10 protein-coding genes and 2 tRNA genes are annotated in these 11,983 nt (G+C 57.3%); all 12 read right to left on the reverse strand.

The window, feature by feature from the left end:
• Positions 1-67 precede the first annotated feature (67 nt).
• The 12 genes from truB to ftsH all read right to left on the reverse strand — a co-directional run bounded on the left by truB (position 68) and on the right by ftsH (position 11,831).
• A complete protein-coding gene (truB, locus tag AB3G88_RS23975; protein ID WP_099584794.1) occupies positions 68-985 on the reverse strand; it encodes a tRNA pseudouridine(55) synthase TruB in 918 nt (305 codons plus the stop codon).
• 3 nt (positions 986-988) lie between these two features.
• Complete coding sequence (gene rbfA, locus AB3G88_RS23980) at positions 989-1,384, reverse strand: 30S ribosome-binding factor RbfA (RefSeq protein ID WP_003176137.1); 396 nt, start codon at positions 1,382-1,384, stop codon at positions 989-991.
• A gap of 159 nt (positions 1,385-1,543) precedes the next feature.
• Positions 1,544-4,060, reverse strand: coding sequence for a translation initiation factor IF-2 (gene infB / locus AB3G88_RS23985; protein ID WP_099584793.1), 2,517 nt, complete (start codon positions 4,058-4,060; stop codon positions 1,544-1,546).
• A 27-nt stretch (positions 4,061-4,087) separates the two neighbouring features.
• Positions 4,088-5,569 (reverse strand): transcription termination factor NusA, encoded by a 1,482-nt coding sequence (gene nusA, locus AB3G88_RS23990; RefSeq protein WP_003212187.1) that lies wholly within the window; start codon positions 5,567-5,569, stop codon positions 4,088-4,090.
• Between the two features lie 47 nt (positions 5,570-5,616).
• Positions 5,617-6,075, reverse strand: a complete 459-nt coding sequence (gene rimP, locus AB3G88_RS23995) for a ribosome maturation factor RimP (RefSeq protein WP_038843818.1) — start codon at positions 6,073-6,075, stop codon at positions 5,617-5,619.
• 140 nt (positions 6,076-6,215) lie between these two features.
• A tRNA-Met gene (locus AB3G88_RS24000) sits at positions 6,216-6,292 on the reverse strand.
• A gap of 96 nt (positions 6,293-6,388) precedes the next feature.
• A tRNA-Leu gene (locus tag AB3G88_RS24005) sits at positions 6,389-6,474 on the reverse strand.
• A gap of 22 nt (positions 6,475-6,496) precedes the next feature.
• On the reverse strand, positions 6,497-6,880 hold the full coding sequence (gene secG / locus AB3G88_RS24010; RefSeq protein WP_010206600.1) for a preprotein translocase subunit SecG: 384 nt from the start codon (positions 6,878-6,880) through the stop codon (positions 6,497-6,499).
• 4 nt (positions 6,881-6,884) lie between these two features.
• A complete protein-coding gene (gene tpiA, locus AB3G88_RS24015; RefSeq protein WP_480451942.1) occupies positions 6,885-7,640 on the reverse strand; it encodes a triose-phosphate isomerase in 756 nt (251 codons plus the stop codon).
• Positions 7,641-7,706: 66 nt separating this feature from the next.
• Entirely contained in the window at positions 7,707-9,044 is a 1,338-nt protein-coding gene (gene glmM / locus AB3G88_RS24020) for a phosphoglucosamine mutase (RefSeq protein WP_191959292.1), read from the reverse strand.
• 16 nt (positions 9,045-9,060) lie between these two features.
• Positions 9,061-9,912 (reverse strand): dihydropteroate synthase, encoded by an 852-nt coding sequence (gene folP / locus AB3G88_RS24025; protein WP_099584790.1) that lies wholly within the window; start codon positions 9,910-9,912, stop codon positions 9,061-9,063.
• Between the two features lie 8 nt (positions 9,913-9,920).
• Positions 9,921-11,831 carry an ATP-dependent zinc metalloprotease FtsH gene (ftsH, locus tag AB3G88_RS24030; protein ID WP_099584789.1) on the reverse strand — a complete coding sequence of 637 codons (1,911 nt, stop codon included), beginning with the start codon at positions 11,829-11,831 and terminating at the stop codon, positions 9,921-9,923.
• Positions 11,832-11,983 lie beyond the last annotated feature (152 nt).

Consider the following 11,983-nt stretch of genomic DNA (forward strand, 5'->3'; position numbering starts at 1 on the left):
CCAGGGACAAATCCCTGTATCTAAAAATGAGTGTTGACCGTGCCTGTTAACAGCCACACTCGTCCGGTCATTCTGACCGAATCAGTCTACGCGGCGCGATGCGCCCGTCTTCGCTCACTTCACCGATACCGATAAAGCGACCGTTATGATCCTGTACCCGCACCATGCCGAACTTCGGAGCATCCGGGGCACGTACCGGCTGGCCGTTGAGCCAGTAGAACGCGCTGTGCTCCGAGAAGTGCAGCAACGGCCAATCCAGCAAACCGCTGTCCGATGGCATCAGGAAGCGATCAACCGCTTCATTGCCGCCTTCGGCGTGTACCGCTTCCAACTCTTCCAGCGTGACCGTCTGAGCGAGGCTGAAAGGTCCGGCCTGGGTGCGTCGCAGTTCTGCAACGTACGCGCCGCAACCGAGCTGTTCACCAATATCTTCCACCAGGGTACGGATATAGGTGCCTTTGCTGCAGTCCACGGCCAGGCGTGCGGTTTCACCTTCACAGGCGAGCAATTCCAAGCGCGCAATAGTAACAGAACGCGGTTCACGCTCCACTACTTCGCCCGCACGTGCCAGCTTGTAAAGTGGCTGCCCGTCACGCTTGAGAGCCGAGTACATCGGCGGTATCTGACTGATTTGCCCACGAAAAGCGGGTAAAGCGGCTTCGATATCAGCACGACCAACGGTCACCTCGCGAACCTGCAAAACATCACCTTCGGCATCCGCCGTGGTGGTGGTCTTGCCCAGTTGCATCAGGGTTTCGTAACCCTTGTCGGAATCCAGCAGGTATTGCGAGAACTTGGTCGCTTCGCCAAAGCACAACGGCAGTACGCCGGTAGCCAGGGGATCGAGGCTACCGGTATGCCCGGCTTTCTCGGCATTGAGCAGCCAGCGGACCTTCTGCAACGCGGCATTGGAGGTAAAGCCAATGGGTTTGTCGAGCAGAATGATGCCGCTGACGTTGCGACGGATACGTTTGACCTGAGCCACCGCTTACTCCTTGGCGTCTTCAGGTGTGGACGGATGCTGGCTGTCTTCAGCCACGGCGCGCTCGATCAACGCCGACAGGTGCGCACCACGCACGACGCTTTCGTCGTAGTGGAAGTGCAACTGCGGAACACTGCGCAACTTCATTTCGCGGGCCAACTGCATGCGCAGGAAACCGGCGGCAGAGTTGAGCACCTTGATGCTTTGTGCGATTTCTTCGCTGTTGTCCTGCCCCATCACAGTGATGAAGATCTTGGCGTGACCCACGTCACGGCTCACTTCAACGGCGGTGATAGTGACCAGGCCAACGCGCGGGTCTTTGACTTCGCGACGGATCAGTTGGGCCAGCTCGCGCTGCATCTGATCGCCGATACGTTGGGTACGGCTGTATTCTTTTGCCATGTCTTGTTACCTGTTACTGCCACACGGTGAAACCCGTGGGGTCTGAAAGCGGCAAACGCCCGGCCTGACAAAAGCCAGACCGGGCGTTGCGTTTAGAGTCCGTACGCTGCGCGGGGCATTTTCATGCCCACACGCGACGTGGCTCCGGAAGTGCGCGAGTTAGAGGCTGCGAGCAACCTGAACCTTCTCGTAGACTTCGATCTTGTCGCCAGGCTTGACGTCGTTGTAGCTCTTGACGCCGATACCGCATTCCATGCCGGCACGTACTTCGGAAGCGTCATCCTTGAAGCGGCGCAGGGATTCCAGCTCGCCTTCGAAGATAACGATGTCTTCACGCAGTACACGGATCGGACGGTTACGGTACACAGTACCTTCGATAACCATGCAACCGGCGATCGCACCGAATTTCGGCGAGCGGAACACGTCACGCACCTCGGCGATACCCAGGATATTTTCCCGAACGTCGCTGCCAAGCATGCCGGTGAGGGCTTTCTTGACGTCTTCGATGATGTCGTAGATGACGTTGTAGTAACGCATGTCCAGGCCTTCCTGCTCGACGATCTTCCGTGCGCCAGCATCGGCACGCACGTTGAAGCCGAACAATACAGCGTTGGAAGCCAGTGCCAGGTTAGCGTCGGATTCGGTGATACCACCGACACCGCCACCCACAACACGCACTTGCACTTCGTCGTTACCCAGGCCATTCAAGGCGCCGTTCAACGCTTCGAGGGAACCACGAACGTCAGATTTGAGGACGATATTCAGCGTCTTCTTCTCTGCCTGGCCCATGTTCTCGAAGATGTTTTCCAGCTTGCCGGCGTGAGCGCGAGCCAGTTTGACTTCGCGGAACTTGCCTTGACGGAACAGAGCCACTTCACGGGCTTTCTTCTCGTCCGACAGGACGCTCATCTCGTCGCCAGCGTCCGGGGTACCGTCCAGGCCGAGGATCTCGACAGGGATGGAAGGACCGGCTTCCTTGATTGGCTTGCCGTTCTCGTCGAGCATGGCACGTACACGGCCATAGTTCGAACCGACCAGGACCATGTCGCCTTGGCGCAGGGTACCGTCTTGAACCAGAACGGTTGCAACCGGGCCACGACCTTTGTCGAGACGCGATTCAACCACAACGCCACGACCTGGGGCCGATGGGGTTGCTTTCAGTTCGAGCACTTCAGCTTGCAGCAGGACCGCTTCGAGCAGTTCGTCCACGCCAGTACCGACTTTCGCCGAAACCGAAACGAACGGCGTATCACCGCCCCACTCTTCAGACGTCACGCCGTGAACCGACAGTTCGCTACGGATGCGATCAAGATCGGCGCCCGGCTTGTCGATTTTGTTCACGGCAACAACCAGTGGAACACCAGCGGCCTTGGCGTGCTGGACAGCTTCAATGGTCTGCGGCATCACGCCGTCGTCCGCTGCAACTACCAGGATCACGATGTCAGTCGCCTTGGCACCACGGGCACGCATTGCGGTAAACGCGGCGTGACCAGGGGTGTCGAGGAAGGTGACCATGCCGCGCTCGGTTTCAACGTGGTATGCACCGATGTGCTGGGTGATACCGCCGGCTTCGCCAGCAGCTACCTTGGCACGACGGATATAGTCGAGCAGCGACGTCTTACCATGGTCAACGTGGCCCATTACGGTCACAACTGGCGCACGGGAGAACGTCTCACCTTCAAACTTCAGGGACTCTGCCAGGGAATCTTCCAGGGCGGTGTCGCTGACCAGGGTCACTTTGTGGCCCAGTTCTTCGGCTACCAGCTGAGCAGTTTCCTGATCAAGCACCTGGTTGATGGTCGCTGGAGTACCCAGTTTGAACATGAACTTGATGATTTCAGCAGCCTTGACCGACATCTGGTTGGCGAGATCGCCAACAGTGATGGTCTCGCCGATCTGCACATCACGCACGACAGGGCCGGTTGGGCTCTGGAAACCGTGGGCGTTGCGCTTCTTCAGCTTGGCCTTGCCGCGACCACCACGACGGAAGCCATCGCTTTCTTCGTCGGTAGTACGTGGGGCAACGCGTGGCGCAGGCGCTTTCTCTTTGACCGAAGCGCGATGCGGAGCGTTTTTGCGCTCGCCATCGCCACCGCCACCGCGACGATTGTTATCGTCGGCACGTGGTTTGTCCGGACGACGAGGTTCCTCGCGCTTGCGGGCATCGGCAGCAGGTGCTGGTGCAGCGGCAACCGGAGCGGCCTCACGCACAGCTTCTGCAGGAGCAGCGACCGCATCAGTCGAAGCAGTTTGCGCAGCAGCAGGCTGACGGCGCGCTTCTTCTTCGGCGCGACGCTTGGATTCTTCTTCAGCCTTCTGACGAGCAGCATTTTCTACTGCGCGACGTTCATCCAGTTCGCGTTTGCGCTCGGCTTCGATTTCTTCCGGGCTGCGCTGTACGAAGACTTTTTTCTTGCGTACTTCAACGCTGATGCTCTTGCTACCAGCAACACGCAGGGTGCTGGTAGTTTTGCGCTGCAATGTAATCTTGCGCGGTTCTTCCACTTTCGCCTTGTGGCTGCTCTTCAAGTGAGTCAGCAAAGACTGCTTCTCACTATCGCTCACACCTTCATCGGCGGCGGTGTGCGGCAGACCTGCCTCACGCATCTGCTGCAACAGGCGCTCTACCGGTGTTTTGACCTCATCGGCCAGTTGTTTCACCGTGACTTGCGTCATGCACTTCTCTCCTCAGGCCGCGCCTAATTACTCGAACCAATGGGCTCGGGCGGCCATGATCAACTTGCCGGCACGATCATCGTCAATGCCGTCGATGTCGAGCAGGTCGTCAATAGACTGCTCGGCCAGGTCTTCGCGGGTAATTACGCCGCGCACCGCCAGTTCCATCGCCAAATCCTTGTCCATACCCTCAAGCGAGAGCAGGTCTTCGGCCGGATGGGCGTCTGCCAGCTTTTCCTCAGTAGCGATGGCTTTAGTCAACAAACGATCCTTGGCCCGAGCGCGAAGCTCGTTGACGGTGTCTTCGTCAAAGCCGTCGATGTTGAGCATTTCTTCCAACGGTACGTAGGCAATCTCTTCCAGGCTGGTAAAGCCTTCATCTACCAGCACCTGTGCCAGGTCTTCGTCGACTTCCAACTCGTCGATGAAGTTGCGCAGGATGTCACCGGTTTCAGCTTGCTGCTTAGCCTGGATGTCCGATTCGGTCATCACGTTCAGGGTCCAACCGGTCAGTTGGCTGGCCAGACGCACGTTCTGACCACCACGACCAATGGCCTGAGCCAGATTGTCTGCGCCAACGGCGATGTCCATTGCATGGGCATCTTCGTCAACGATAATTGCCGCCACTTCAGCAGGCGACATTGCGTTGATCACGAACTGCGCCGGGTTATCGTCCCACAGGACGATGTCCACACGCTCACCGCCCAATTCGCCCGACACTGCCTGGACGCGCGAACCGCGCATACCAATGCAAGCACCTTGCGGGTCGATGCGTTTGTCCTTGGAGCGGACCGCGATCTTGGCGCGCGAGCCCGGGTCGCGGGACGCAGCCATGACTTCAATCAGGCCTTCGGCGATTTCCGGCACTTCGATACGGAACAGCTCGATCAGCATTTCCGGCGCGGTACGCGACAGGATCAACTGAGGGCCGCGGTTCTCGGTGCGGATTTCCTTGAGCAGTGCACGCAGGCGCACGCCAACACGGAAGGTTTCGCGAGAGATGATGTCTTCGCGGGCCAGCAACGCTTCGGCGTTGTTGCCCAAGTCGACGATCACATTGTCGCGGGTCACTTTTTTCACGGTGCCGGAGATGATTTCACCCAGGCGCTCGCGATAAGCGTCGACAACTTGAGCGCGCTCAGCTTCGCGAACCTTTTGCACGATCACCTGTTTGGCGGTCTGTGCAGCAATACGGCCGAACTCGATGGATTCGATCTTTTCTTCGACGACATCACCGACCTGGGCGCCCGGGTGCGTTTCAGCAACCTTGCTTGGCCAGGTTTCGATGGCCGGATCATCAAGATCGGCTTCTTCGACGACCGTCCAGCGACGGAAAGTCTCATAGGCACCGGTGTGGCGGTTAATTTCCACACGCAGATCAACTTCGTCTTCAAAACGCTTTTTGGTAGCAGTGGCCAGGGCCAGCTCCAGCGCTTCAAAAATCACGTTTGCCGGTACGCCCTTTTCATTGGATACCGACTCAACAACCAGCAGTACTTCTTTGCTCATCGTACGCCTCGCCTTTCGCAAGCCATTGGATCCGCGGGATCCGCGTCTCAGTCAAAACTGGGAATAATGTTGGCCTTGTCGATCATATCGATCGGCAACAGGAACTCATGGTCTTCTACCTGCACCACGACATCCTGTTCTTCTACACCGCGCAGAAGGCCCTGAAAGTTGCGTCGCCCTTCAAAAGGAGACCGCAGCTTGATCTTCACTTGTTCACCGGCAAATTTTGCAAACTGCTCAATAGTGAACAGTGGGCGTTCCATGCCTGGCGAGGAAACTTCGAGGGTGTATTCAACGGAAATTGGATCTTCAACATCCAGGACACCGCTGATCTGACGGCTGACAATGGCACAATCGTCCACCAGCACACCGCCCTCTTTATCGATATAAACGCGCAACATTGAGTGGCGACCTTGAGCCGAAAACTCAATACCCCAGCATTCATAGCCTAGGGCCACGACCACCGGGGCCAGCAAGGCCTGCAACTCTTCTAGCTTGCTCGACACCTGAACCCCCTCGTGCATGTATGTGCATGCTGTGCAAAATAAAAAAATGGGCGAAACGCCCATCCTTGAAACGCCGTCGAACAGCGGCGTTGAAAGTGTCCAGCTAACAAAAAGCCCCTTAAAAGGGGCTCCGCTAAAACTGGTTGCGGGGGCCGGATTTGAACCGACGACCTTCGGGTTATGAGCCCGACGAGCTACCAGACTGCTCCACCCCGCGACAAAGCTGGGGCGGAAGTATACGACCGATCCCTTACAGGGTCAATGTAACCTTCCACCTACAAAAAAGCCCGCAACAGCGGGCTCTTCTGATAATTGGTACCGAGAAGGGGACTCGAACCCCTACACCCTATGGGCACAACCACCTCAAGGTTGCGTGTCTACCAATTCCACCACCTCGGCAATACAGCGCTTACAACCCTTCTTACTTCTGCTCTTGAGCTGGAGGTACGTCAGTCGCTGGAGTAGCCGACTTTTGCTCTTGAAGCACCGGGACATCATCAGAAGCCGGTTTTGCTTTTGGAACTTCCAACACTGCTGGGTTTGGCAAACCTACTTGAGTCAGCACATGAGCTTTCTCTTTAGCAAAGTAACCTAACCCTAAGCTGGTTATGAAGAAACCGGCGGCAAGTATAGCAGTAAACTTACTAAGAAAGGTAGAGGAACCTTGGCTTCCGAACACAGTATTTGAAGCACCTGCACCGAAAGACGCACCAGCATCCGCACCTTTACCCTGTTGCAACAAAACCAGGGCAACTACGCCCAGGGCAGCCAACAGATGAAAAACGACTACGACTGTTTCCAGCATTTTTTCAGTTTCCCGCGGCGCGACAGATCGCACCGAACTCATCTGCATTCAGGGAAGCTCCACCAATGAGCCCCCCATCGATATCCGGCATGCCGAACAGTTCGACCGCATTGGCCGCCTTCACGCTGCCGCCGTATAGAAGCCGCACACCTTGTGCGATTTCAGAATTCTCTGCCGCCAACTGCGCGCGGATGGCTGCGTGCACATCCTGCGCCTGTTGCGGTGTAGCAGTCAGCCCGGTACCAATGGCCCAGACCGGCTCGTAAGCAATTACCGCCTTTGCAAACGCACCAACACCCAGATCCTCGATGATGCCGCCCAACTGACGCGAGACAACTTCAAGAGTCTTGCCTGATTCGCGCTGCTCTAGGGTCTCGCCTATGCACAACACTGGAATCAAGCCACAAGCCTGTGCCGCTGCGAACTTGCGATTGAGTGTTCCATCACGCTCGCCCATCATCTGACGACGCTCGGAGTGCCCAACAAGCACATAGGAACAACCCGCATCGACCAGCTGACTCGGTGCAATCTCACCGGTCAACGCACCTTGCATGGCCTCCACCGCAGAATTCTGCGCGCCAACCTGAATCGACTTACCTTTCAAGCCATCAACCACTTGGGTGATATGCAAGCAAGGCGGGAAAACCGCGACATCAACACCGCTAGGCAAGGCCAGGTGACGAAGGCCATTGATCAGCTCAGCGACACTGGCGCGGGTACCGTGCATCTTCCAGTTACCAGCTACCATAGTGCGACGCATGCTGTACCTCGTCGGTCAAAGTGGGCGCAGATGTTACCCAACCACATCATTACTGGCAAGCCGAATTCAGGCGCAAACTTCAGTTACCAGTTTTGCCAGGTCTTCGGCGTGGCCGCGAACCTGTATTTCGTCGTCACCTTCGACCATAACGCGCACCAAAGGCTCTGTGCCGGACTTGCGCAGCAGTACCCGCCCGCGCCCCGCCATTGCCAGGGTCACGCGCTCGCAAGCCTCTTTGACAGCAGGGTGCTCGATCGGGTTTTCGCCGCCCGAGAAATGCACGTTAAGCAAAACTTGCGGACATTTGCGTAAAGCCTGACGCGCCTGCGCCAAGCTCTCTTCACGACGACGCAAAGCCAGCAACACCTGCAAAGCCGCGATAATCGCATCGCCCGTGGTGGTGTGCTGGAAGCATACGACGTGCCCAGAGTTTTCACCGCCTACCTGCCAATTACGCTCCAGCAGCTCGGCAATCACATAACGATCACCCACGTTGGCACGGACAAAAGGAATACCCAAGTCTGCCAATGCGAGCTCAAGCCCCAGATTGCTCATCAACGTACCGACGACACCGCCCTGGAGCTTGTTACGCTCGTGCAGGTCACGAGCAATGATGAACAACAGGTCATCGCCATCCACCACGGCCCCCGTGTGATCAACCATCAGCACGCGGTCTCCATCACCGTCAAAGGCAATCCCGAGGTCCGCATGCTCAGCCAGGACAGCGGCCTGCAACTGCTCCATATGGGTGGAGCCGCAGTTTTCGTTGATGTTCAATCCGTTGGGCTGGGCCGAGAGCACTGTGACATCTGCGCCCAATTCCTTGAACACGCTTGGGGCGACTTTGTAGGTCGCACCATGGGCGCAATCGATCACAATCTTCAGGCCTGCAAAGTTGGTGCTGGTTGGCACGCTGCTCTTGCAGAACTCGATATACCGGCCCGACGCGTCGTTGATCCGCGAAACCTTGCCCAGTTTGCTGGACTCGACCACCGTCATCGGCGCGTCCAACAGCTCTTCAATCATCAGCTCAATCTCGTCCGGCAACTTGGTGCCCTGCCCCGAGAAAAACTTGATGCCATTGTCATCATGAGGGTTGTGCGAGGCGCTGATCACAATACCGGCTTCAGCGTGGAAGGTACGCGTCAGGTATGCAATCGCCGGGGTCGGCATCGGGCCTAGCAACATCACGTCAGCACCTGCGGCGGACAAACCTGCCTCAAGCGCAGACTCAAACATGTACCCCGAGATTCGGGTGTCCTTGCCCACCAGGATCCGGCAAGCGCCCATGCTGCGAAAGGCCATACCCGCCGCCCAACCCAGCTTGAGCATAAAATCAGGAGTAATTGGAAATTCGCCGACCCGACCACGGATCCCGTCGGTGCCAAAGTATTTTTTAGTCATAAGTGCTCCATCATTCTTATTCGGCTGATTCTACAGCGGCAATCATGCGCACCACATCAACGGTTTCTGCGACGTCATGCACACGCAAGATGCGCGCACCCTTGGTCAAGGCCAGCGCGGCCAGCGCAAGGCCACCGTATAATCGCTCACCCACAGGCCGATTCAACGCCAGCCCGATCATGCTCTTGCGTGAAACGCCAACCAGTAAGGGGCGACCAAGGGCATGAAGGGACTCCATGTGCTTGAACAGACTTAAATTGTGTTGCAGGGTCTTGGCAAAACCAAAACCCGGATCAAGAATTATCTTTTCCGGCGCAATGCCCACCGCGGCGCACTGGGCAACCCGCTCGGAGAGAAAACCACTTACCTCGCCGACCAGATCATCGTAGTGCGGGCTGTCCTGCATATTGCCGGGCTCACCCAACATATGCATCAGGCACACGGGCAGACCGGTAGCAGCGGCCGCATCCAGAGCGCCGTCGCGCCGCAGGGACCGCACATCATTGATCAATCCGGCCCCCAGCCGAGCCGTCTCGCGCATCACGGCCGGCGTTGACGTGTCTACCGAAATAATCACATCCAGCTCACGGGCAATGCGCTCGACAATCGGTGCCACACGCTCCAGCTCCTCCAGCGGAGAAACAACACGAGCACCCGGCCGGGTCGACTCGCCACCGATATCAATCAGTGTCGCGCCGGCAGCCACCATTGACTCGGCATGACGCAATGCAGCATCAACCTGGCTGAAGCGGCCACCATCGGAAAAGGAATCGGGGGTTACATTAAGAATACCCATGACATGCGCATGGGCCAAATCAAGAACCCGGTTGCCGCAAGGCAACCGGGTGGAGGACGTACCAAAAGTCATTTCAAACCTTAGTGATCCGCTGCCGGACCGCCGATCGGGGTTTCAGGACGCTCGTTTTGAACCACGGGCGGCGTACCCGAAGTCCCCGAACCACCTTCCCAATCGCGAGGTTCACGAGGCGCCCGACCAGCCATGATGTCGTCGATCTGGTCCGCATCAATGGTTTCGTACTTCATCAGCGCATCAGCCATTGCATCCAGCTTGTCGCGATTGTCGGTCAGGATCTGCTTGGCTGTGCCGTAGCACTGATCAATGATGCTGCGCACTTCGGAGTCGATCAGCTTGGCTGTCTCACCGGAGAAGCTGGCGCTTTGACCGCCACCACCACGCCCCAGGAACACTTCGCCTTCTTCCTCGGCATACATCAACGGGCCCAGCTTTTCCGACAATCCCCACTTGGTCACCATGTTCCGAGCAATCTGGCTTGCACGCATGATGTCGTTGGAAGCACCAGTGGTTACGCCGTCGAAGCCCAGCGTCATCTCTTCCGCAATACGGCCGCCGTACAGCGAGCAGATCTGGCTGATCAGCGCACGCTTGGAGAGGCTGTAACGATCCTCTTCCGGCAGGAACATGGTGACACCCAGCGCACGACCACGAGGAATGATCGACACCTTGTAGACCGGATCGTGCTCAGGCACAACGCGCCCAACAATGGCGTGGCCGGCTTCGTGATAGGCAGTGTTCTGCTTCTCTTTCTCGGACATGACCATGGACTTGCGCTCGGCGCCCATCATGATCTTGTCTTTCGCCAGCTCGAACTCTTTCATTTCAACGATGCGCTTGCCGGTACGAGCCGCAAACAACGAAGCTTCGTTCACCAGGTTGGCCAAGTCGGCACCGGAGAAGCCTGGAGTACCACGGGCAATCACGGCCGGAGCCACGTCATCCCCCATTGGCACTTTGCGCATATGCACTTTCAGAATCTGTTCACGACCACGGATGTCCGGTAAACCGACCACAACCTGACGGTCGAAACGGCCCGGACGCAGCAGCGCAGGGTCCAGTACGTCTGGACGGTTGGTTGCGGCGATGACGATGATGCCGTCATTCATCTCGAAACCATCCATCTCGACCAGCAACTGGTTGAGAGTCTGCTCACGCTCGTCGTGACCACCACCCATGCCAGCACCACGATGGCGACCAACAGCGTCGATTTCATCGATGAAGATGATGCACGGAGCGTGCTTCTTGGCCTGCTCGAACATATCGCGGACACGACTGGCACCCACGCCGACAAACATCTCAACGAAGTCAGAACCGGAAATGGTGAAGAACGGCACCTTAGCTTCGCCAGCAATCGCCTTGGCCAGCAAGGTTTTACCGGTACCCGGAGGACCTACCATCAGAACGCCGCGAGGAATACGACCACCCAGGCGCTGGAACTTGCCTGGATCCCGCAGGAACTCGACCAGTTCGCCGACTTCTTCCTTGGCCTCATCGCAGCCTGCAACATCAGCCAGGGTAGTTTTCACCTGATCTTCTGAGAGAAGGCGCGCCTTGCTCTTGCCGAAGCTCATCGGCCCGCCCTTGCCTCCGCCGCCGCCCTGCATCTGGCGCATGAAGAACATGAACACGGCAATGATTACCAGGATCGGGAAGCTTGCCACCAGGAGCTGAGTCCAGATGCTCTGCTGCTCAGGCTGCTTGCCTTCGACCACCACGTGGTTATCCACCAGGTCGCCGATCAGACCGTTGTCCTGGATTGCCGGACGAATGGTCTTGAAGCTGTCGCCATCGTTGCGTTTGCCGGTGATCACGTAGCCATCAACCGCTACGCGCTCGACCTTGCCATCCTTAACTTGCTGGATGAAGTCGGAGTAGTTGAGGGTCTGCGGCTCGTTAGGGCTGGAGAAGTTGTTCATCACCGTCACCAGGACAGCCGCGATGATCAACCACAGGATCAGATTCTTTGCCATATCGTTCAATTAACTACCCTCTGAAGCAAGCTCCGCTACTGGCGCGCGCTTCGCATGATATTCACCGGCCTAACTTACTACATTACCTACAACTCTGGCAGGCGCCGTCTGTAACCCTTTGTGAAACTTTGACTACACAATATTCGTAAAGC

Source organism: Pseudomonas arvensis (assembly GCF_056688935.1).

What these genes read in the sequence shown, in the direction of transcription:
- infB (WP_099584793.1), bottom strand. Translation starts at nt 4,060, where the DNA reads ATGACGCAAGTCACGGTGAAACAACTGGCCGATGAGGTCAAAACACCG.
- rbfA (WP_003176137.1), bottom strand. Translation starts at nt 1,384, where the DNA reads ATGGCAAAAGAATACAGCCGTACCCAACGTATCGGCGATCAGATGCAG.
- nusA (WP_003212187.1), bottom strand. Translation starts at nt 5,569, where the DNA reads ATGAGCAAAGAAGTACTGCTGGTTGTTGAGTCGGTATCCAATGAAAAG.
- tpiA (WP_480451942.1), bottom strand. Translation starts at nt 7,640, where the DNA reads ATGCGTCGCACTATGGTAGCTGGTAACTGGAAGATGCACGGTACCCGC.
- glmM (WP_191959292.1), bottom strand. Translation starts at nt 9,044, where the DNA reads ATGACTAAAAAATACTTTGGCACCGACGGGATCCGTGGTCGGGTCGGC.
- ftsH (WP_099584789.1), bottom strand. Translation starts at nt 11,831, where the DNA reads ATGGCAAAGAATCTGATCCTGTGGTTGATCATCGCGGCTGTCCTGGTG.
- folP (WP_099584790.1), bottom strand. Translation starts at nt 9,912, where the DNA reads ATGACTTTTGGTACGTCCTCCACCCGGTTGCCTTGCGGCAACCGGGTT.
- secG (WP_010206600.1), bottom strand. Translation starts at nt 6,880, where the DNA reads ATGCTGGAAACAGTCGTAGTCGTTTTTCATCTGTTGGCTGCCCTGGGC.